The 21,901-nt window shown below is 62.8% G+C and carries 23 protein-coding genes; 2 read left to right on the forward strand and 21 right to left on the reverse strand.

Going from position 1 to position 21,901, the window contains the following annotated elements:
- Window positions 1-9: 9 nt before the first annotated feature.
- From fliP to IEW63_RS07100, 21 genes are all read right to left on the reverse strand, one after another.
- Complete coding sequence (fliP, locus tag IEW63_RS07000; protein ID WP_188636073.1) at window positions 10-735, reverse strand: flagellar type III secretion system pore protein FliP; 726 nt, start codon at window positions 733-735, stop codon at window positions 10-12.
- Between the two features lie 23 nt (window positions 736-758).
- The gene (gene fliO / locus IEW63_RS07005; protein WP_188635886.1) at window positions 759-1,103 is read right to left on the reverse strand and encodes a flagellar biosynthetic protein FliO; all 345 of its coding nucleotides are present in this window, start codon (window positions 1,101-1,103) and stop codon (window positions 759-761) included.
- A gap of 3 nt (window positions 1,104-1,106) precedes the next feature.
- Window positions 1,107-1,568: a flagellar motor switch protein FliN gene (gene fliN / locus IEW63_RS07010; RefSeq protein WP_188635887.1), complete on the reverse strand. Its 462-nt coding sequence runs from the start codon at window positions 1,566-1,568 to the stop codon at window positions 1,107-1,109.
- Between the two features lie 60 nt (window positions 1,569-1,628).
- Window positions 1,629-2,600, reverse strand: coding sequence for a flagellar motor switch protein FliM (gene fliM / locus IEW63_RS07015; protein ID WP_188635888.1), 972 nt, complete (start codon window positions 2,598-2,600; stop codon window positions 1,629-1,631).
- A 10-nt stretch (window positions 2,601-2,610) separates the two neighbouring features.
- Window positions 2,611-3,114 (reverse strand): flagellar basal body-associated FliL family protein, encoded by a 504-nt coding sequence (locus IEW63_RS07020; RefSeq protein ID WP_188635889.1) that lies wholly within the window; start codon window positions 3,112-3,114, stop codon window positions 2,611-2,613.
- Window positions 3,115-3,593: 479 nt separating this feature from the next.
- Window positions 3,594-4,856: a flagellar hook-length control protein FliK gene (locus IEW63_RS07025; RefSeq protein WP_188635890.1), complete on the reverse strand. Its 1,263-nt coding sequence runs from the start codon at window positions 4,854-4,856 to the stop codon at window positions 3,594-3,596.
- Window positions 4,857-4,924: 68 nt separating this feature from the next.
- Window positions 4,925-5,383, reverse strand: coding sequence for a flagellar export protein FliJ (gene fliJ, locus IEW63_RS07030; RefSeq protein WP_188635891.1), 459 nt, complete (start codon window positions 5,381-5,383; stop codon window positions 4,925-4,927).
- On the reverse strand, window positions 5,376-6,719 hold the full coding sequence (gene fliI / locus IEW63_RS07035; RefSeq protein ID WP_188635892.1) for a flagellar protein export ATPase FliI: 1,344 nt from the start codon (window positions 6,717-6,719) through the stop codon (window positions 5,376-5,378). Before fliI ends, fliJ begins: the two co-directional genes overlap by 8 nt.
- Window positions 6,712-7,482 carry a flagellar assembly protein FliH gene (gene fliH, locus IEW63_RS07040; RefSeq protein WP_188635893.1) on the reverse strand — a complete coding sequence of 257 codons (771 nt, stop codon included), beginning with the start codon at window positions 7,480-7,482 and terminating at the stop codon, window positions 6,712-6,714. Before fliH ends, fliI begins: the two co-directional genes overlap by 8 nt.
- 356 nt (window positions 7,483-7,838) lie before the next feature.
- A complete protein-coding gene (fliG, locus tag IEW63_RS07045; protein ID WP_188635894.1) occupies window positions 7,839-8,855 on the reverse strand; it encodes a flagellar motor switch protein FliG in 1,017 nt (338 codons plus the stop codon).
- Window positions 8,848-10,578, reverse strand: coding sequence for a flagellar basal-body MS-ring/collar protein FliF (gene fliF, locus IEW63_RS07050; protein ID WP_373288217.1), 1,731 nt, complete (start codon window positions 10,576-10,578; stop codon window positions 8,848-8,850). Before fliF ends, fliG begins: the two co-directional genes overlap by 8 nt.
- Window positions 10,579-10,621: 43 nt before the next feature.
- Entirely contained in the window at window positions 10,622-10,957 is a 336-nt protein-coding gene (fliE, locus tag IEW63_RS07055; RefSeq protein ID WP_188635896.1) for a flagellar hook-basal body complex protein FliE, read from the reverse strand.
- A 96-nt stretch (window positions 10,958-11,053) separates the two neighbouring features.
- Window positions 11,054-12,463, reverse strand: a complete 1,410-nt coding sequence (locus tag IEW63_RS07060; RefSeq protein ID WP_188635897.1) for a sigma-54-dependent transcriptional regulator — start codon at window positions 12,461-12,463, stop codon at window positions 11,054-11,056.
- Complete coding sequence (locus IEW63_RS07065; protein WP_188635898.1) at window positions 12,460-13,668, reverse strand: sensor histidine kinase; 1,209 nt, start codon at window positions 13,666-13,668, stop codon at window positions 12,460-12,462. Before IEW63_RS07065 ends, IEW63_RS07060 begins: the two co-directional genes overlap by 4 nt.
- 111 nt (window positions 13,669-13,779) lie before the next feature.
- Entirely contained in the window at window positions 13,780-15,261 is a 1,482-nt protein-coding gene (locus IEW63_RS07070) for a sigma-54 dependent transcriptional regulator (RefSeq protein ID WP_188635899.1), read from the reverse strand.
- Between the two features lie 207 nt (window positions 15,262-15,468).
- On the reverse strand, window positions 15,469-15,765 hold the full coding sequence (locus IEW63_RS07075) for a flagellar protein FliT (protein WP_188635900.1): 297 nt from the start codon (window positions 15,763-15,765) through the stop codon (window positions 15,469-15,471).
- 19 nt (window positions 15,766-15,784) lie between these two features.
- The gene (gene fliS / locus IEW63_RS07080; protein WP_188635901.1) at window positions 15,785-16,162 is read right to left on the reverse strand and encodes a flagellar export chaperone FliS; all 378 of its coding nucleotides are present in this window, start codon (window positions 16,160-16,162) and stop codon (window positions 15,785-15,787) included.
- Window positions 16,163-16,455: 293 nt separating this feature from the next.
- Window positions 16,456-16,824, reverse strand: a complete 369-nt coding sequence (gene fliS / locus IEW63_RS07085; RefSeq protein WP_188635902.1) for a flagellar export chaperone FliS — start codon at window positions 16,822-16,824, stop codon at window positions 16,456-16,458.
- 3 nt (window positions 16,825-16,827) lie between these two features.
- Window positions 16,828-18,219: a flagellar filament capping protein FliD gene (gene fliD / locus IEW63_RS07090; protein ID WP_229710370.1), complete on the reverse strand. Its 1,392-nt coding sequence runs from the start codon at window positions 18,217-18,219 to the stop codon at window positions 16,828-16,830.
- Between the two features lie 122 nt (window positions 18,220-18,341).
- Window positions 18,342-18,608: a flagellar protein FlaG gene (locus IEW63_RS07095; protein ID WP_229710372.1), complete on the reverse strand. Its 267-nt coding sequence runs from the start codon at window positions 18,606-18,608 to the stop codon at window positions 18,342-18,344.
- Between the two features lie 194 nt (window positions 18,609-18,802).
- Window positions 18,803-19,672, reverse strand: coding sequence for a flagellin domain-containing protein (locus tag IEW63_RS07100; protein ID WP_188635905.1), 870 nt, complete (start codon window positions 19,670-19,672; stop codon window positions 18,803-18,805).
- Window positions 19,673-20,061: 389 nt separating this feature from the next.
- Between IEW63_RS07100 and IEW63_RS07105 the strand changes: the two genes are divergently transcribed.
- On the forward strand, window positions 20,062-21,108 hold the full coding sequence (locus IEW63_RS07105) for a hypothetical protein (protein WP_188635906.1): 1,047 nt from the start codon (window positions 20,062-20,064) through the stop codon (window positions 21,106-21,108).
- A gap of 170 nt (window positions 21,109-21,278) precedes the next feature.
- Window positions 21,279-21,749, forward strand: a complete 471-nt coding sequence (locus IEW63_RS07110; RefSeq protein WP_188635907.1) for a hypothetical protein — start codon at window positions 21,279-21,281, stop codon at window positions 21,747-21,749.
- Window positions 21,750-21,901 lie beyond the last annotated feature (152 nt).

The following is a 21,901-nucleotide window of genomic DNA, read 5'->3' on the forward strand; positions in this document are numbered from 1 at the left end:
GTTACCTCCCTAGGTGACCGCAAAACTGGCCGCAAGGGTGCCGATGATCAGCGCCCAGCCATCCACCAGCACGAACAGCATTATCTTGAACGGCAGCGAGATGATCAGCGGCGACAGCATCATCATCCCCATGGCCATCAGCACGCTGGCCACCACCAGGTCGATCACCAGAAACGGGATGAAGATCATGAAGCCGATCTGGAAGGCGGTTTTCAGCTCGGAGGTGACGAACGCCGGCACCAGGATATGGAAAGGCACCTCATCCGGGCCGGCCAGGTCGGTGCGCCGGGCCAGCCGCACGAACAGTTCCAGATCGGTTTCCCGGGTCTGGGCCAGCATGAATTCGCGCATCGGCACGCTGGCCTGCTCCAGCGCCTGCTGGGGGGCCAGCTCCTCGTTGAGGTAGGGCTGCAGCGCATTCTCGTTGATGCGCTCGAATACCGGCGCCATGACAAACAGGGTGAGAAACAGCGCCAGGCCGATGAGGATCTGGCTGGACGGTGTGGACTGCAGCCCCAGCGCCTGGCGCAGGATGGCGAAGACGATGATGATGCGGGTGAAACTGGTCATCATCATGACGAACGCCGGGATGAACGTCAGCGCGCTCATCAGCAGCAGTATCTGCAGGCTCACCGAATAGGTCTGCTGGCCTTCGGCATCGGTGGTCAGGGTGATGGCCGGCAGGCTCAGCGGGTCACCGGCGCTCTGGGCGAGGGCCGCCGGGGCCACCAGCATGAGCAATAACAGGGTCCAGCGGATCAAGGCTTCTGCTCCCTTTTCAGAATCGCCTGGAGTTTGCGGGCAAACTCGCCATTGGGCACTTCCGTGTCGTCCATCACCGGCTCGTCCAGCACGTGCAGCGTGGTGATGCGCCCCGGCGAGATGCCCAGCAGCAGCTGCTGACCGCCCACCTCCACCAGCGCCAGCCGATCACGGGGGCCGAGGGGATAGGTGCTGATCACGCGGATATGCTGCCCGCCCTGGGGCGACAGCGGACCGACCCGCCGCATGAGATAGCCGAGCAGGAAGATCAGCCCGACCACCACCAGCAGACCCAGGCCCAGCTGGACCAGCTGCCCGGCCAGACTTGCCGTGGAATCCATGGGTCAGCTCAGCTTCTTGATACGTTCGGACTGACTTATCACGTCCGTCAGGCGGATGCCGAATTTCTCGTTGACCACCACCACCTCGCCATGGGCGATCAGCGTGCCGTTGACCTTGACGTCAAGCGGCTCGCCGGCCAGGCGATCAAGCTCCACCACCGAGCCCTGGTTGAGCTGCAGCAGGTTGCGGATGGTGATGTCGGTGTTGCCCACCTCCATGGAAATGGTCACCGGAATGTCCAGGATCACGTCCAGATTGGGGCCGTCCGCTCCGCCGAACAGATCATCGCCGCCCTGCTGCCGCGGGGCACCGAACTCCTCCATCGGCGGCCGGGAGACGCCGTCTCCCAGCATGGCGTCGATGTCGTCCTGACTGGCGTTACCTGCCTCGTTCAGCGCAGCGGCCCACTCGTCCGCCAGCGCCTGCTCCTCCGGACTGATCTCGTCCTTTCTGTCCTCAGCCATGTTGCCTGACCCTCATTTACCAGTAGTACAGCATTGATCCAACCGGATAACAGCCAATGCTCAGCGCGGGCGCTGGATCGGCCCCAGAATCTGCAGCGCCAGATTACCTCTGGCCGCGCCCAGGCGTGCCTTGAACGTCGGCACACCGTTGGCGCACAGCACCATGTGCTCGGGCATTTCCACCGGGATCACATCGCCGGCCTGCATGCTGAGCAGATCTCGCAATTTGAGTTCGCGGCGCACCACAGTGGCACTCAGCGGCACCTTGGCGGCAGTGATCTCTTCACGCAGGGCCCGTACCCAGCGCTCGTCATGTTCGTCAACATCCGACTGCACGCCGGAATCCAGCACCTCACGCAGCGGTTCGATCATCGAGTACGGCATGGTCACGTGCATCTCGCCACCGCCGCCATCCAGTTCGATATGGAAGGTCGAGACCACCACCACCTCGCTGGGGCTGACGATGTTCGCCAGCGCCGGGTTGACCTCGGAGTTCACATACTCGAACTGCACATCCTTGACCGCCTGCCAGGCTTCCTTGAGATCGACGAAGGCCTGCTCCAGCACCATGCGCACCACGCGCAGCTCGGTGGGCGTGAATTCGCGCCCCTCGATCTTGGCGTGGCGGCCGTCGCCACCGAAGAAGTTGTCCACCAGCTTGAACACCAGCCGGGCATCGAGGATGAACAGCGCCGTGCCCCGCAGCGGCTTCATCTTCACCAGGTTGAGGCTGGTGGGTACATAGAGGGTGTGTACATATTCGCCGAACTTCATCACCTGCACACCGCCGACCGATACGTCCGCCGAGCGGCGCAGCAGGTTGAACATGCTGATGCGGGTATAGCGGGCGAAACGCTCGTTGATCATTTCCAGCGTGGGCATGCGCCCGCGGACGATTCTGTCCTGACTGGTCAGGTCGTAGCTCTTGACGCCACCCGGCTCAATGTCCTGCTCGTTATCAATGATGCCTTCGTCCACCCCGTGCAGCAGGGCATCGATTTCATCCTGGGACAGCAGATCCTGAACCGCCATATTGTTTTTCCTATTGCAGAACCAGATTGGTAAACAGCACGGACTCGATCGTCGGTCCGCCGATTTCCTGTTCCATCAGGGTCTGTACCGCAAGGGTAGCCTGCTCGCGCAGCTGCTCCTTGCCCTCGGCAGACATCAGTTGCTCGAAGTCCGCACCACTGAACAACATCACCAATTGATTGCGGATCAGCGGTGAATGTTCCGCCGCCGCTGCCATCGCCTTGGGGTCGCGCCCCATCAGTACCACATTGACCTGCATGTAACGCTGGCGACCGCCGTGGGCATAATTGACGGTAAAGGCAGGGTCCAGCGGCTGGTAGAGCGCCGGCAGCCGAGCCGGTTCGCTGGCGGATTCTGCCGGGCTCTCCTTGCCCGAGAGCAGCGCGTAAGCCAGCCCGCCGATCGACAGCAGCAACGCCAGAAGGCCGACACCGATGAGTACCAGCGGCATGCGCTTTTTCTCTGAGACTGCCTGGGGAGCCGGCTGCTGAGCGCCTGCCTGATTTCTAGCCATGACAAATTTCCGTCGTCAAACGCGGATTGACCGCCTACAGGGGATTTTGCTGCATTGATCGTGCCAGAAGCCGCATCGAGCCGTGGCACTTCAATGGCGCAGTGGCAAGGATAATGGGCAGCGGGACAAATGTCTGCCCTGATGTGGCGGGGCGGACTACACGGAGCCCGTGCCAGCGGCCGATCGCCCCGAGGTCGGGGCTCCTACAGCGGCTGAGAAATCCGCGGTTTTTTTGTGGGAGTGCCGACCCCGGCGCGATTGGCGCGCAAAGCGCGCCCGGGGCGTGGCCAATGCAAGGCAGGGCGGACTCCATCGCCCCGAGGTCGGGGCTCCTACAACTGAGGGGGAGCACATTGGGGACGTGCAAGCTGCTATCGCCCCGCGGTCCGGGCCACCACGGGTGGGTTGGGGGTTGGGTATCCTCTTGATTGTAGGAGCCGCGACCTCGCGGCGATGGGCGTGCGCAGCACGCCCGGTCATTACACGTAATAATCAACCAGCCCACGCGGTTGCGTCACCCGCTGAGCCAGCTCTGCAACCACTTCGTGTTCACCGGTACTGCCCCGCCGCCCCTGCCCTGCGCCGACGCCATCATCCCGCCCGGCCAGTTGCTCCTGCTGCTGCCTGGCCTGCTCTCCGGCGGAGCGGTCAGCCACGGTGACGTCGGCCTGCTCCAGCCCCTGGCCGGCGAACATCTCCCGCAAACGGTGCATCTGACCTTCCAGGGCTTCCCGTACGCTGGGGTTCTGACTGACGAACTGGACCTGCATCTCCTGGCCGCGGTTCTGGATATGGATTTCCAATGGCCCCAGTTCTGCCGGATCCAGCTGGATCTCGACACTGCGCAGGTTCTGGCTGGACATCCACATCACCCGCTCGACCATGCTCTCGCCCCAGCTCTGATGACCGAAGGGTACACTCTGTGGCTGCGCGGCACCGGCGACCGGGCGGGCCGTCAGCGCGGTGGCGGCAGCACTCGCGGTAATACCCGCGGCGCGGTCAGCCGCGCCCGGACCTTCGCCCTCCCCGCCCCGGCCGCGACCGGTTTCCATCTGTTCAATCAGTTTGCCAAACAGCGCGGCGGCATTCGGGGATGGTTCGCCCGTGGTGCGCTGCATCAGTGCGCCGAAATCCGGCTGGGCATTCTGCGCGGAGGGCGGGTTGGCGGGCTGTCCGGCCTGCTGGGCCAGGGTCTGACCGCCGGGCTGCACCCGGTCAGAGAGGTTGATCCGCCCCGCCTCCCCCAGCTCCCGGCCGGGCTCCCTGCCGCGCTGCAGCAAACCGCCCTCCAGCTCTTCCATTCCGGCATCACCCGTGAGGACGCCCGGCTGTCCCGCAGCCGCTCCCCCGACGGCCAGCGTCGTTTCGGTGCCAGCTGCAGAAGGAGCGCCACCGCTCGCGGCGGGCGCATCTCTGTGCAGCATCTGCATCCACTGACTGATGACAGCCAGGGCATCCTGGGAGCCGGGCTCGCCCTCGACCGGCAACTGCTGCAGCAGATCCTGCAACTCGGGCGGCAAATCATTGCCGGCGACGGCAAGGCTTGCCTGCTCCAGCAATGCCAACTCTTCCCCGCTCAATTCGTTGATGGCCTCTTCCAGCTCAGCCGGAAGCTCGCCCGCCAGCAGCTCGGCAAAGGCAGCGCCATCATCCCCGGGCCCCACCTGCTGTGAACCAGCGGCGCTGCCGGCGGCACGCAGGTCGTTGCTGAATAACGCCATCAGGGGCGGATTGCTGGTCATCGTCTATCTCCATATACGCGCAGGGGACATATTGCTCAATGGACAGGAGCAAGTTCCGGGCCAGCCACTCAGTCGGCAGAGGAATTACGGTAGGAAAACAGCCGCTGGGTAAGCTCGTCCAGCAGTTTCTGTTCCTGCTTGTCGGCGCGGGCGCGGGCTTCTTCCCGGTAGCGTTCGATCAGCTTGCGCAGGGCTTCCACCCTCTGATAGCGCTGGCGCCAGGTCTCCCGGGCACGCTCCAGGCTGGTCTCGTACCAGCTCACGGTCTGGCGCTGCTGTTCAATGGCGGTCTGCATCTGCGCCATGAAGCGCTGGTAATTGAGCAACCAGTCACGCCCGACGCCCTGGCTGCCGCGCTCGGTCCAGCCCTTGGCGTATTCCCCGGCGTAATGCTCCAGATCACGCAGGCGGTTGCCGGCGTCCTCCAGCTGGCGCTGGCATTCACCCAGCAACCCTGCGGCCTTGCGCTCTTCATCCAGCGCCATCTCCAGCACCGGCGCCATGCGCCGGATCCGCGGGTCACTCATTGATCAATTGCCCCAGCCCGTCACGGCTCTCATCGAGGCTGAAACTCTCCTGCAGCCCCTGGCGCAGGAACCCCTGAATCGCAGGCATGGCGGCAATGGCCTTGTCGGTAAGCGGGTCGGAGCCGGCGGCGTAGGCGCCGACGCTGATCAGGTCGCGGCTCTGCTGGTAACGCGCGTACAGCTGCTTGAGCTGCTGTGCCTGGCGCAGATGATCAGGCGGGACTATCTGCGGCATGGCACGACTGATCGACGCTTCGATATCGATCGCCGGATAGTGCCCCTCCTCGGCCAGACGCCGGGACAGCACCACGTGGCCGTCGAGAATCGCCCGGGAGGCGTCGGCGATCGGGTCCTGCTGATCGTCCCCCTCGGACAGCACGGTATAGAAGGCAGTAATGGAGCCGCCGCCCTGTTCGGCGTTGCCGGCGCGCTCGACCAGTGCCGGCAATTTGGCGAACACCGATGGCGGATAGCCCTTGGTCGCCGGCGGCTCGCCGATCGCCAGGGCAATTTCCCGCTGGGCCTGGGCGTAGCGGGTCAGCGAGTCCATCAGCAGCAGCACGTTGCGGCCCTTGTCGCGGAAGTATTCCGCCACCCGGGTGCAGTACATCGCCGCGCGCAGGCGCATCAGCGGCGCATCGTCCGCCGGTGAGGCCACCACCACCGAGCGGGCCATACCCTCCTCGCCGAGAATGTCCTCGATGAATTCCTTTACCTCGCGGCCCCGCTCGCCGACCAGCCCGACCACGATGATTTCCGCTTCGGTGAAGCGGGTCATCATGCCCAGCAGCACACTCTTGCCCACGCCGCTGCCGGCGAACAGACCCAGCCGCTGGCCACGGCCGACCGTCAGCAGGCTGTTGATCGTGCGGATACCGACGTCGAGCGTCTCGTCAATGGGATGGCGCTTGAGCGGATTGATGGGCGGGCCGTTGAGATCGACCCAGTCCTCGCAGGCGAACGGGCCCTTGCCGTCCAGCGGCCTGCCGATGCCATCCAGCACCCGGCCGAGCATGTCGCTGCCCATGGGCAGTTTTCCGCCACCGGCAGCGGGCACGACACGGGCACCGGGCTGCATGCCCTCCATCCGATCGACCGGCATAAGGTAGATCTTGCTGCCGGCGAAGCCGACCACCTCGGCCTCTACTCGATTCTCACCCTGGGGTGTTTCGTTGATGACCACGCAGCGGCTGCCGACCTGGGCCTGCTGGCCCTCGGCCTCCAGCGTCAGGCCGACCATGCGGATCAGCCGGCCTTCCACCACCGGTGCGGCGGGCAGGTCCACGGCAGCGCTGTAGCCTGCCAGGCGGCGGGCGAAGCTGATGCGCTCAGGCATGCTCGCCGGCGTCCTCTGCGCTGATCACGAGGTCCGGCGCCGGGGGATTGGCGCGCTGTTGCAGACGCTTCTCACGGAGCTGCTCGATCACCTGCTCAAGGCGGGTTTCCCGGCTGGCGTCCACCAGACTGTGTTCAGCCTCGACCCGGCAACCGCCGGGCAGCAGCTGGTCATCCTCCAGCAGGCGCCAGCTTTCCTCATGGCGCTCGCGGATGGCCTTGACGGTGTCGAAGTCGGCGGGGTTGAGGTAGATGCGGATCTGCTCGGCGCCCATCGGCAACGCCTTGAGCGCGCCCCGCAGGACCTGGCGGATATGGCTGGAATCGGTGGTGAGCTCGCGCTGCACGACCTGCCGCACCATGGTTTCGACCAGCTCCAGCAGCATGTCCTCGATCTGTTCGTCCTGCTCGCGGATGGGCTCCATCAGATGGGAGAGTACCGACTCCAGCTCGGCTACCCGCTCTTCGAGGCGGGCCCTGGCCTCCTGCTGGGCCTTGAGCTGGCCGGAATGAAAACCGTCGCGCTCGCCGGTGGCGAAGCCGTCGTTGTAGGCCTCCTCGCGGATCTGCTCCAGCTCCTCGATGGTGAAGGGCTTGACCTCGGGCTCCTCGGGCGGCTCCTCGACCGGTGCCGGCTCGGGTTCGGGCTCGGGCTCCTGGCGGGGCACATGGTGGCCCTCCGCATCGAAGCTGGGCAGGTCCCAGAGGTCGAAGGCGGACACCTGGTCGGCGCGGATCAGCTCACTGTCTTTGTTATCGCTCATGCTGTCTTCCATCCGTTCAGTACGGGCATCGGAGGGGCGGCCAATCGCCCCGGGGTCGGGGCTCCTACAGGTCGGGGGCCGGAACTTGCGACCTCTGCGCTCCATCGGTTCGGTACGGGCGTCGAGGGGCGGCCAATCGCCCCGAGGTCGGGGCTCCTACGGGTCGGGGGCCGGAACTTGTGCCGACCTCTGCCTTCCAGCGGTTCGGTACTGGCGTCGAGGAGCGGCCGATCGCCCCGGGGTCGGGGCTCCTACAGCGGAGTTTGCGGCGCGGCTTTCAGCTGTAGGAGCCGCGACCCCGCGGCGATTGGCGTGCAAAGCACGCCCCAGCCAAGCCACCACACCACCGCCCAGCCTCAGATCATCTCCTCCGACCCCTTGCCGCCAAGCACGATCTCACCGGCATCGGCCATGCGCCGGGCGATGGTGAGAATTTCCTTCTGCGCCGCTTCCACTTCGCTGATGCGCACCGGCCCCTTGGCTTCCAGGTCGTCCTGCAACAGTTCCGAGGCACGCTTGGACATGTTGCGGAAAATCTTCTCCTTGACCGCTTCGTCGGCGCCCTTGAGCGCTACCACCAGCACTTCGGTGGAGACCTCGCGCAACAGCGACTGAATGCCCCGATCGTCCACTTCCGCGAGGTTGTCGAAGACGAACATGAGGTCTTCAATCTTGTTCGACAGGTCTTCGTCCAGCTCGCGTATCGATTCTATCAGCTGCGCCTCGGTGGAACTCTCCAGATAGTTCATGATGTCCGCCGTGCGCTTCACGCCGCCCATGTTGGCGCGGGTGGTATTGGAGTTGCCGGCGAACTGCTTCTCCAGCACCTCGTTGAGCTCCTTCAGCGCCGAGGGCTGCACGGTGTTCAGCGCCGACACGCGCAGCAGCACGTCCAGACGAACCTTGTGGTCGAAATAGCCGAGTACCTCGGCGGCCATGTCCGGGTCGAGATAGGCCACCACAATGGCCTGGATCTGCGGATGCTCGTAGCGGATCACGTCCGCCACTGCCCGCGGCTCCATCCACTTCAGGCTGTCCAGCCCCGAGGTGCTGCCGCCCATGAGGATGCGGTCGACCAGGCTGTTGGCCTTGTCCTCGCCCAGCGCCTGGGTAAGCATGGTGCGGATGTAACCATCGGAACCGACGCCCAGCCCTGTCTGATCGCTGGCCACCTCGATGAAGTCGCCCATCACCTGCTGCACCTGGTCACGGTTCACCGCGCGCAGGCTGGCCATGGCGCTGCCGACCCGCTGCACTTCCTTCGGCCCCATGTGCCGGAGTACTGCGGCGGCATCCGATTCGCCGAGGCTGAGCAGGAAGATCGCCGCCTTGTCGAGCTTGGTCAGCTTCTGTGTACGCTTTTCATCACTCATCGGAATTGATCCACTCCTTGACTACCTGGGCAACCCGGCCCGGGTCCTCGGCCAGCAAGCCCTTGATCGCATTGAGCTGCTGCTCGTAACCGGCACCCGGTGGCGGCAGCAGTACGGTGCTGCTCGCCGGGCCGGACAGGCTCACGGTATCGTCACGCAGGTCATCGGCCAGCAGCGGGTCTTCGCTCAGCGCCGGGTAGTTCTCGCTGTCCGTACTCTGGCGGCTGCCGCCGCCGATGCTCTTGAGCACCGGCCGCAGCACCCCGAAGACCAGCACCAGCACGAACAGGATACCCAGTATCTGCTTGGCGATATCCCAGAACCAGGGCTGGGTCCAGAAGGGTATCTCCGGTACCTCCATCTGCATGCCGTCGGCCGGCACGAAGGCACTGTTGACGACACTGACGCTGTCACCCCGGGCCTGATCATACCCCACCGCGTCCCGTACCAGCTGAGTCAGATTGGCCAGCTCGGCCTCGCTCAGCGGCACGCGGGTGACCTCGCCGGTCTCCGGGTTCACTTCCTGGCGGTTATCCACCACCACCGCCACCGACAGCCTGGCCAGACGACCCTGCTGCTGGCGGGTGTAGCTGATCTTGCGGTCCAGTTCGAAGTTGCGGGTAGCCTGCTCGCGGGAATCCCGCGGCGGAGCAGCCACCACCGGCTCACCGGTCTCGGGGTCGATGACCTGCTCCGGCACCTGGGTCGTGCCCGGTGGCTGGTTGCTCAGGGCGCCGGGAATGCCGACCGGACCCTGCCCCGCGACGCGCTGCTCGGTCAGCACCTGCTCGCTGCGCAGGGCCGCTTCCGGGTTGAAGCTCTCAGCGGTGGACTCCATGGTGCTGAAGTCCACATCGGCGGACACTTCCGCCTTGTAGTTGCCGCTGCCCAGAACCGGCTGCAGGATGCTGTGCACGCGGCGGGCATAGGTATCTTCGAGGCGGCGGGTATGGTCGAACTGACGCCCGGCGATGGTCAGCTCGTTGAGTTCGTCCTGATCGGACAGCAGGTTGCCGTGCTGGTCCACCACGGTGACCTGATCCTTGCTCAGCTCGGGCACGCTGGTCGCCACCAGATTGACGATGGCCATGACCTGCGCCGGCTCCAGGGTGCGACCGGCATACAGTTCGAGCAGAACCGAGGCGCTGGGCTTGCGGTCGTCCCGCACAAATACGGTGGAGCGCGGCATGGCGATATGCACCCGCGCTGCCTTGACGTTGTAGAGACTGGAAATGGTCCGCGCCATCTCGCCTTCGAGACCGCGGCGATACTGAGTGGCCTCCATGAACTGGCTGGTGCCCAGGCCGCGCTCGCGGTCGAGAATCTCGAACCCGACGTTGCCGTCACCCTGGACCACACCGGCACTGGCCAGACGCAGCCGCGCATCGGCCAGGTCCTCGGAGCGCACCAGCAGCGCGCCGCTGTTGGGCTCGACCTTGTAGCGGATGCGGCTCTGCTGCAGCACCTCGACCACCTGGGCCGCATTGAGGTTCTCCATGCTGCCGTACAGCGGACGGTATTCCGGCTGCTGGGACCAGAGCACCACGGCAAAACCGATCGCCACGCTTGCCGCCAGCCCGACCAGCAGGGCGAACTGCCGCATCATCGGCAGCTTCGACAGATTCTCCAGAAAGCCCAGGCCAGGCAATGGCTTGCGTGGCGCGTCCGGGAGCGGCGCTTCCGGTCGGGTGGCGGGTGTGTTGGGAGTAGCAGCGTCCATCAGGGGTTCCTCAATCAGCTACAGCGCGTCAGCTGGCCACCAGGGCTCAGATGGGCATCTTCATGATGTCTTCGTATGCGGTGATCAGCTTGTTGCGCACCTGGGTCATCGCCTGAAAGGCAACGCTGGACTTCTGCGACGCAACCATCACCTGCGCCAGGTCGATACCCGGCACCCCACGCTCGTAACCGTTCTGCAATTCACTGGTGGTCTGCTGCAATTCATTGACGCGGTTCACCGCCTGCTGAAGCAGATCGTCAAACGCCGGCCCCTTCGTCTCCTGCGGAGCGGTGGGCGCCACCGGCTGCGGGCGATTCATCGCCTCCACCTGCATGGCGCGCATCTGCAACATCAGACGATTGAACTCAACACCCTGTGTCATGAACATTCTCCAGGCCGTAAATATTTTGACGGCAAAAACGACTCTGCAGAATACTTAGCAAGTTTGGTGCCAGGTTGGGGCGGATCGATTTCCCCCTCACCCCGCAAACAACGCCCCTTCCACATCCACTCCCGCATCCCGCATCTGCGCCAGCTTGTAGCGCAATGTCCGCGGGCTGATGCCGAGCCGCTCCGCCGCTTCCTTGCGCCGCCCACGCTCTGCCCGCAGCACCTCAAGTATCAGCTGGAACTCCCGCTGCTTCACATCCTGCCCCAACCCACCCGCCGCTGCTGGCGGGATGGCCAGAGCAGCGGGCCCGGCACTGCCATGCACCGCTGAAACACTGATGCCATTGGCCGCCATGGCCTGCCCGGGAATCGCACCCAGACACAGATCCGGCGCCTGAATAACGCCGCCCTGCTGCAGAATCAACGCCCGCTGCATGGCATTATCCAGCTCGCGCACGTTACCTGGCCAGCTGTGCTGCTGCAGCGCCTGGCAGGCTTCGGGGGACAGGCGCACCGGCCCTTGGTTCATCTTGGCCGCATGGCGGGCCAGCAGGCGTTCGGCGATCGGCAGGATATCCGCCGGGCGCTGGCGCAGCGGTGCCCATTGCAGCGGAAACACGCCGAGGCGGTAGAACAGGTCCTCGCGGAACCGGCCGGCGGCTACTTCGGCCTGCATGTCCCGGTTGGTGGTGGCGATGATACGGATGTCCAGCTGGATCAGCTTGCGCCCGCCGACCCGCTCCACCTCCCGCTCCTGCAGCACCCGCAACAGCTTGGCCTGCAGCGCCAGGGGCATTTCGGAAATCTCGTCCAGCAGCAGGGTGCCGCCATTGGCCTGCTCGAACTTGCCGGGCTGGGACGCCACGGCGCCGGTGAAGGCACCCTTCTCATGACCGAACAGCGTCGCTTCCAGCATGTTTTCCGGGATGGCGGCGCAGTTGATGGCGATGAAGGCTTCGTCGGCACGGGGCGAGTGCTGGTGAATGTAGCGGGCCAGCACCTCCTTGCCGGTGCCCGACTCGCCTGACACCAGCACCGTCGAATCGCTGGCGGCAACCCGCTGGGCCAGTTGCAGCAATTGCTGGCTGGCCGGGTCCACCGCCACCGGACCGTCGCCGCTGCCACGCTGCAGCCGCCCCTGGGCATACTGGGCGACCAGATCAAGCAGCGCCGAAGGCTCGAAAGGTTTGACCAGATAATCCACTGCTCCCTCGCGCATGGCAGTCACGGCGTTCTGCACCGTGCCATAGGCGGTCATCAGCAGTACCGGCAGCTGGGGGAAGCGTTCGCTCAGGGTCCGCAGCAGGGCGTGGCCGTCCATGCCGGGCATGTTCACATCGCTGACCACCATGGCGACGCTCTCGCGCTGCAGTATGGCCAGCGCCGCTTCGCCATCACCTGCCTCCAGATAATCGTAGCCGCCCAGCGCCAGCGTATCGGCCAGCGCCTCGCGCAGTGCGCGGTCGTCCTCGACCAGCAGAATGCGTGGCTTGCTCATACCGCCTTACCTCCAACATTCCCTGACAGCACCGGCAACACCAGCTCCGCCCAGGTGCCCTGCCCCTGCCGGCTGCGCAGCATGAACGCGCCGCCATGGGCCTGGGCCACGGACTTCACCACCGACACACCCAGGCCGGTGCCCTGATCCCGGGTGGTGTAGAAAGGCTCGCCGATGTGCGCCAGCTCGGCGCGGCTCATGCCGCGGCCGGCGTCCACCACACTGATGCTCAGCCGGTCCTCCTGCTGACGCAGAATCACCTTCAGCCGGGGCGCCGGCGCGCCGGCCTGAATGGCATTCTCGATCAGGTTGAGCACAGCGCCGATCAGCGTTTCCTGATTGCACAGCAGGCGCAGGTCCGCTGGTGTGCGGTCATCCCAGCGGCAGTCGGCCCCGGCCTGCTCGATCAGCGTTTCCGCCTGCTGGCGCAGTTCGGCAAACAGCCTGCGGGCGGTGACCTGATTGTTCAGCGGCAGGTCGCCGCGGGCGAACATCAGCATGTCGCGCACCTGCTGCTCGATGGTCTGCAGCCGGTCCTTGAGCCGGCAACTGAAGCGCTGGCGATGGGACGCAGCCAGCTCCGGCTGGTTCAGATGACTGGCGTACAGCAGCGCGGCGGAAAGGGGTGTGCGAATCTGGTGGGCCAGCGAAGCGACCATGCGCCCCAGCGCCGACAGCCGCTCGTTACGCGCCAGCTGCGCCTGCAACTGACGGGTTTCAGTGAGATCGGTGAGCAGGATAATCTGGCCGGGCTCATCGCGCAGCGAACGGGTGGCAATGGAGACCCGACGGCCGCTGCGCAGGGAAACTTCATGGTAGTCGTCATCACGGGGGGCGAAGCGGTCACGGATCAGCTCGCGCCACAACTGGCCTTCGAGGGGTTCGCCGAGCAGGTCGCGGGCAACCGGATTGGCCTCGCGGACCACGCCGCGGCCATCAAGCACGATCACGCCACCGGGCAGCAGGTCCAGCAGGTTGCGCAGACGGTCGGCCAGGCCGGCCTTCTCCGCCAGCTCGCGGGTACGCTTGGCGCTGACCTCGGCCAGCTCCGCCTTGAGTTGGGCGACCTGTTGCTCCAGCAGTCCCTGCGACTCGCGCAACTGCTCGGACATGCGGCTGAACAGCGCGTAGGACTGTTCCAGATCCTGCTTGTCCTGGGGAAGGTCCGCAGGATCCTGCGGCAACGGTTGAGCGGTAACGGCCATGGCAACTCCCTGATAAATACAACTACCGGGGAACCTTAAAGCAATGTCCGTACCACCAGGACAATGTCCTTAAAAATCAATAGGTTACATAAATCCGGCGCAGACGAGCCGTCAGTCTTCTGGCGTTTCCCGAGCGGAATTCGCATCGGCGTCGCGGTTCATGCCGTACTTGCGCATCTTCTCCACCAGCGTGGTACGGCGGATCTGCAGGCGTTCAGCGGCCCGGGCAACGACGAAGTTGGCATCGTCCAGCGCCTGCTGGATCAGCGACTGCTCCAGCTCGGCCAGGTGCTCGCGCAGGTCCAGCCCCTCCGGCGGCAGACCGACCGCGCCGTTGAAGCCGGCCAGCGGCGGACGCCAGGCGTTGTCATCCTGCTCCTCCTGGAGCTTGCGCAAGTCTTCATGATCATCATCCACATAGCGGAACTTGCGCGGCAGCTCACCCACGCCGATCACGCCATGGGGGTGCATGATCGCCATGCGCTCGACCAGGTTGGCCAGCTCGCGGACGTTACCCGGCCAGGGGTGCTGACACAGAGACATGATCGCCGCGCTGCTGAAGCGAATGGAGCCGCGCTTTTCCTTCTCCAGCCGGGTGATCAACTCATTGAGCAGCAGCGGCAGGTCCTCGATGCGTTCGCGCAGCGGTGGCATCTCGATGGGGAATACATGCAGCCGGTAGTACAGGTCCTCGCGGAACTCGCCGCGGGTGATCATTTCTTCAAGATTCTTGTGGGTCGCGGCAATCACCCGCACGTCCGCCTGCTGCGGCTTGTTGCTGCCGACCCGCTCGAAGGTGCGCTCCTGCAGCACACGCAGCAGCTTGACCTGCATGTTCATCGGCATGTCGCCGATCTCGTCGAGGAACAGCGTGCCGCCGGCCGCCAGCTCGAAACGCCCCGCCCGGCTGGTAATGGCACCGGTGAAGGCACCCTTCTCGTGGCCGAACAGCTCGCTTTCCAGCAGCTCGGCAGGAATCGCGCCGCAGTTAACCGGTACGAAGGGGGCATTCTTGCGCTGGGAGTGGAAATGGAGGTTGCGCGCCACTACCTCCTTGCCGGTGCCCGAGTCCCCGAGGATCAGCACGGTAGCTTCGGTGTCGGCCACCTGCTTCATCATCTGACGCACGGCCTGGATCGGCCGACTGGTGCCTACCAGACTGCGGAACAGCTGGGGCTCACGCTGGGTCTTGCGCTGCCCCTCGTCGAATACCTCGCGGTAGACCTGGGCACGGTGCAGGGTGTCGAGCAACTGGTTGTAGGTCAGCGGTACGTCCACCGTGGCCAGCAGCCGCTGGCGCAGATGATCCGGCCAACCGCTGATCCGCTCGCGCCCCACCACCACCACGGGCAGGTGGGCGTCCCAGTTGTCCAGCTGGGTCAGCAGACCGGTAAGCCCCTCGGCGTGCTCACACTGGCCGAGGACCACACACTTGATGGAAGCCGAGGACTTCACCCGCCCCTCAACGTCCTTCTGCCAGCCGGCCGATGCCACCGACAGCACCTCCTCACCGAGGAAGCCCAGCAGAAGGTTCAGGTCGTGGCGGCTTTGCGGACAATCGTCAATCAGCAGGACGTGGCTATCAGGCTGCATGCGTAGAACAGATCCTTGACTCGCGAAAAAGCGGGAAATAATGGCGTTAAGCCATACTACATTCTTGAAGCCTAAGGTAGAGACAATGACTGCCTGAGTCAAATAGTTGGCGCGCTTTTTACCTGCAGCCGGTCTGATATTTGAAAGGGTGATGGAACTTTATCAGCAAAACAGGGTCGCGGCCGCACATCTGGCGCGCGCCTCGGCTCAGCTGAACATCTGATAGACCTTCGCGCCCTGCTTGCTGCGCTGCACGTTCTGCAGCTCCTCGGCCAGCTTGCCCTGCACGGCCTGACACAGGCCGATGACTTCCTGATAGGTGGCGGAAAGCGAGCTCAGCACCTCGGCCAGCTCGGCCTCGTTGCGATCCGGCTCGGCCATGGCAGTCTGCACCAGCGCGCGACAGAGATGGTCGAGCTCGCCCACCTGCTGCCAGTCGCCCGCCTGCACGGCGGCAATCAGCATGCGGTGCGTGTCCTGCAATTGTTCTACGGCAACGGCCATGGTTCGGACTCCTCGCATCTCAGGGGCGGATCGCATCCCAGCCCAGCTTGATTTCACGCAATGTGCCTGCCACCTCATCCAGCATGGCCGGGTCATTCTGCAGATTGGCCAGACTCAGACGCTGCTGCATGAAAGCGTAGAGGTTATCCAGATTGGCAGCCATCTCGCCACCCTTTTCCCTGTCCAGGCCATCACGCAGCCCGCCGATAATCCCCATCGCCTTGCCGATCAGCTCGCCCTTGAGCGCGATATTACCATGCTCCATCGCACCCCTGGCCTGAGCAATCCGCTGCAACCCGCCCTCCATCAGCATCTGGATCAACCGATGCGGGTCAGCCTCGCTGACCTGAGCGTGGACACTGACCGTCTGGTACTGCTTCATTGCGTAGGCATTCATTGGGACACCGATCCTGAACAAGTGTTGCACATGATTCAGTTATCGGCAGAGGAAAGAAAACTTGAGGATCAAATTGAATACAAACTCGGAAGGCTGCGCCCACCGCTGAGAATGCCGAGCCACCCCCTGGGAATGTCGAGTTCCATCTCGACAAAGCAGGCCGCGCGAAGCACCTACAAACCCGCCCCCGGGAATGTCGAGTTCCACCTCGACACAATGTGCCAGCTACTACCCCAGCTGGCCGAGATGGAACTCGGCCCTCCCCAGTCCTCCCGGCCCTCCCAGCTCAGCCGCTACCTGGGCTCGATAGCGTCCCACCCTTCCTTGATCTCTTCCAGCAGCTGCTGCACTTCCTCCAGCGAGCGCGGCGTATCATCCAGCGCCACCCCCGCCAGCTTGCGGGTCATGTAGTCGTACAGCCCATCCAGATTCTCGGCAATCTCCCCACCCAGCTCCCGGTCCAGCGACGCCTGCAGCGCACCGATGATGCTGATGGTACTGCTCACCGCCGTACCCCGACGCTCGGCATTGCCGGTCGCCTGGGCATGGCGCGCCAGCTTCAGGCGCTCTATGGCACCATTGAGCAGCAACTGCACCGCGCGGTACTGGGAAACTTCCTGGGCCAGGTTGACCTGCTTGTACGTGTCAATGGGGCTTTTCATGGGTTATTTACTCTGTTTTACGACGCCAGGCAGGCTTTCCAGCACGCCGGTCAGATAGTTACTGGTGCCCATCAGCTGGCCAACCATCGAATCCATAGCATTGAACTGAGCCAGCAAGCGGGCTTCCAGCGAGGCCGTACGCCGTTCCAGCGCCTCACGCTGATCGCGCACGTCGGCAATCGTGCTCTGCAATGCGGTGTTGCGGTTGTCCAGCAGGCCACCTGTCTGGGTATAGGGTTTCACCCGGCTTTCCAGGCGGGCCATCAAACCGTTCTCACCCGCAAAAAAGGTGCTCAGCTTATCGGTCCCGTTTTCCAGTACCTTATCGAGCTTGGCAGCATCAAGCTTGAGCGAACCGTCGCGCTCAGTGGTAATGCCCAGATCCGCCAGAATACGAATCTCTCCATCGGACGGACTACTCAATTCGCTGCGAACGCCATTGGTGAAACTGCGCACTGACGCATCACCCACCAAAGCACCGGTAGACGGTGCCCCCTCTCCGGCGCCGGGAGTTACCTTGGTCAGCGAGCCGATAGTGCGCATCAGCTGGTTATAGCTATCAACGAACTCCGTGACTGAGCTTTTTACCGCATCCAGGTCTTCGCTGACGGTCAGGGCAAGTTTCTTGCCCGCAGCCTGATCATCAGGGCTTTGCGCAGCATTCAGTGTGAGCGAAACGCCTTCGATAGCACCCTCGATCGTATTACTCGCACTGCTCATCACGATGCCGTCGATGGAAAATCGCGCGTCACTGGCGGCGGTAAGCATACGGGGCGCGCGGTCCCCGTCTGGCGCAGCGGCCGAAGCAGGAAACTCGAGCACAGCCAGGCCTTCGGAGCCAGTGGCGGCTACGCTGATATCCTTACCTGCTCCCGTAGCGGTGGAATTCAATACCAGGCGCGACCCGCCGGCGCCCCCGGGATCGGTGACGATGGTTGCACTCAGGCCATTTTCTTTCCCGGCCGCATTGATCGCATCGCGGATGTCAGCAAGCGTATCCTTGCCTTCGGCAATTTCCACATCCAGGCTTTCGTCGCCGATCTTAATATTCAGCGTACCGGTGCCTATCACCGTATCGGCACTATCTACCCCGGCCAGCGATACCTTGCTGCCCTGGGCCAATCCCAACACCTGGATGTCGTACTTGCCAGCCACGGATCTGGAGCCGGCGGTGACCGTAAATATGGACTCGTCAGCGGACACAGCAGCACGCTGCTGATAGAGCGATGCACTGTTAAGCTTTTTCAACGCCGTTTCGAAGGAAGACAGAGCACTCTTGAACTGCCCAATGGCGGATATCTTGGTGTTAGTCGTACGCTCGAGCCGGTTGAGCTGACTCTCCTTCGGAGCCTTCTCCGCATCGACCAGCGCATCGACCATGGCCCGGATATCCATGCCGGATCCAAGACCACCTATTCCACCTATTGCCATTTCTGCCTCCCCAACCGGTTTATTGACGGTCTGGCGTCTGAATCGAAAGTGTCAGAGATAAAGCAAAAACCGAGCCAGGCCTGCCTTCACGCCTCTGTCTTGAACAGCAGGCTGCGGGCATCCGACAAATGCGCCGCGAGCTCCAGTGCCTCGTCAGATGGAATTTGCCGGATAACGTCGCCTGTGGCGCGGTCTGTCACGCTGACCACTACACGACCACTGTCATCATCCAGCTTGAAAGCAATATCTCTATCGGCGGCCTGGGCGACCTCATTCATCTCACTCACAGCCGCCTCCAGTTCAGCCCGAACAGGCTCGGCGGGCTGCCGCTGCGTCAAAATACCATCATCCACCCGCGGCTCATCTGAACTCATAGCCGAAGTGGCCGCGGGCTGCGCCTTGGCGTCCGTCGCCTGCGTACGATTAACACCCGAATACCGAACCAACTCGGTCGAGCCAGGTATACGCGTTTCCATAATCTATGCCTCGCAAACGACAACGCGGAGAGAAGATTGCTCTTCCCCCCGCTTATCGACCACTGGCTATATCAGCCCAGCAGACTCAATACTGCCTGCGGCAGCTGGTTGGCCTGGGACAGCATGGCGGTACCGGCTTGCTGCATGATCTGGTTCTTGGTCAGATTGGCAGTCTCTACAGCGTAATCAGTATCCATGATGCGGCTGCGGGATGCTGAGACGTTCTCGGAGATGTTCTGGAGGTTGGAGATGGTACTAGAGAACCGATTCTGTACTGCACCCAAATCCGCCCGTTTCGCGTCGATAGTAGCTAATGCTGTATCAATTGAGTCGAGCGCGGCCGCCAAATCCTCTTGCTCCATGGCAGCTGCAGTATCACCCTCACCAGGGCTGATATCCAAGGCACTAATCTTCAGATCATCAGTGCCCAAGGCTTCTGCGGTGAAGATGTCTGTGAGATCGATTGAAATCCGATCGTGCGTACTTCCCGCACTGCCCACTTGGAAGTCCAATGTATCAGCCTCGCCATTCAGTAGCTTCACCTCACCAAACGATGTGGTCTCTGCGATCCTGGTTAACTCCGTCTTCAGCACATCGACTTCAGCTTGGAGGGACTCGCGGTCTTCTGCCGAGTTACTCCCGTTGGCAGCTTGAAGCGTCAGCTCGCGCATCCGTTGCAAAATGTTAGTGGACTCTTGCAGAGCGCCTTCTGCCACTTGCGCAATAGAAATACCATCGTTCGCATTTCGAACAGCCACGTTCAGACCATTGATCTGACTGGTCAGGCGGTTGGAAATCTGCAAACCAGCCGCGTCATCCTTGGCACTGTTGATACGCGAACCGGAGGAGAGACGCTCCATCGCGGTGGTCAGAGCGCTGGTCGAACCCTGCAGGTTGCGCTGGGCGTTCAGAGAAGCAATATTGCTGTTTACTGTAAGCATGTTCGGCCTCCAAAAGGCTTTCTAAACTGTTTGTCTGAGCTAGCGACTCATGGGTCAGGACTCGCCCAGACACCCATAATGTTCGCGTTCAATCCCTTTATCGGCGTGGTGGCCAGGAGCTTTAATCTTTTTTTCAGAAAAACTTTCCTGACACCTTGACAGCTTCAGAAGCGCCGCCGCCGACACTCCATGTATCGGGCACCAGGACGAAACCTTTAGCGCCGCGTTGCACCCAGAATCCCACCCGCCCTTTGTAGAATCTCCGCAAAGACCGCCGGGACGCGGAGCCTGTCACACTCTGCACGCTGGCGCCTTGCACTCCACCTTCTGCGCGTCAAACTCATCGAACCAGAAACGAACCCGCTCTGTATGGATAGAAGGAAGAACGCATGGACAGCTCTCTCGCGGCCGCCCCAGGTGCGGCCCAGAACACTCAACCGGAAAATCCGCCCTACCCAGGAGTAGTGCGTCGCGCACTGCCACTGCTGGCGATCATCATGGGACTCTACATATCCTGGTTCTACGATCCGCCCATCTATTACCGCAGCGGCATGCAATGGCTGGCGCACGTCGATGCCATTCTGGTGTTCGGGGGCGTCCTCGCGTGGATGGGGTTCGAGCTTTTCTCCCCAAAATATGAAGGGCACAGAGTCCACCCGGCCGCCGCAGTCGGCATTCTCTTTGTGATCGGCGTGTTGCTCGCCAGTTCGGCCAGGCTGCTGATTTACCTGCTTGACCCGCCCCATTGGCCTGAAATGGATTACATCTACGCCCCATTCCATTTCGAAGGCAGCCTGTTTTCCAGTGCCATCGGGCTCTGCGTTTACGCATTCATGCTGCGATATATGCACAGACTGACACGGGCAAAGCTCCCCTTGTATCTGCTGCTCTGGCATGTGCTTACAGCACTGACCACGTCCGTCTTCATCTGTCTGGCCTATGATATCCGCCTGGACATCTACATACTCCGCGTCGAGCTGCTTTCTCCCTTTACCAGCGGGATAACCGAGGCCGTCGCCCGGCTACTGCTCATCGGCGGCAGCCTGCTCGCTGCCTGGTGGCTTGCCAGGAATGTGAAACCAGCCAATGGACACACCAGACAGACAAGGGGCACCCGGGTCGGGGACCTGGTTTGCGATTTCATCGACAATCGCCTCGGTCTGGCGCCCACATTCTGGTATATCGGCATGATCGGAGGCCATCTGGCCACCCTGCCCCTGCTGGTGCTCGTCACCATGAACGCCTCTCCGATCGCCGCGCTCATCTTCCTGCTTCCGCTCACATTATTCTGGGCCTGGGTATTCCTGCGGATAATCCAGTCCAGTGAGCATTATTCAGGATCAAGCTTCTGGGTAGTGTGTGCCGTCCTCATCGTCGGCGCACAGATGGTAAGCAACCTGATAGGAGCGGTGGTTATTTCCGGGACATTGTTTTAATCGGACAAGTTGCCGCTGGGGTCACCTCCACTGGTAGGAGCCCCGACCCCGGGGCGATGGGGACTGCACAGCAGTCCCCCAACGAACTCGCCGCCCCCCAATAGCGCAATACTGGCATAATCACCCAGCGACACTCACATTGAAGTCAAAACGCCAAGCAAGGAGCAGCAATGTCACAACTACAACAGAAAATCGGTCCAGCCATCATTCAAGCCCTGATCGTCTGCATCGTGCGCTTTTTCACCATCCCATTGTCCATCTGGAAAGGTGCTGCCCTGCGTCTGGCTGATCGCCGTGAAGCGGCAAGCGGACCAGACGATGGCCGCGCCAAGTCGGAGTTCCCGGTACTCGATTGGATCCGTACCGCCTGGGATGGAATGATCTTTCTGTCCTGGTTCGTCGGCGCGGTGGCCGCGATCCTCACACTGCTCGGCGGGATGTTCAGTTTCGGTTTTCTAGCGGGAATCGGCAGCGCGTTTGCCGTGCTGGTGTACTTTTACTTCAGCGTCATTCTCATGTCCTTCTTCAAAGAGAGCCTGATTCTGATCCTGTCGATCGCTACGAACGTTGAGAAGCTGGTAAGCAAGCCTGCGGCGGACGGCCCGGCCGAAGCTGGTGAGGCGCAAAAGCAGACTCTCTGACTATCACGTCGCCCCCGATGATAAGCCGGGGGCGTTTCAGTCAGCTGCTCCTTCACGTCGATGCCATAACCCGGCCCAGCGCCGGCTTCAGGAATCGTTACTGCCTTTCCTCCGTCCATACATAGGGCCGGTCGTATCTGGGTCATTACAGC

The organism is Halopseudomonas pertucinogena (genome assembly GCF_014646575.1).
In the GTDB taxonomy this organism is placed as follows: Bacteria; Pseudomonadota; Gammaproteobacteria; order Pseudomonadales; family Pseudomonadaceae; genus Halopseudomonas; species Halopseudomonas pertucinogena.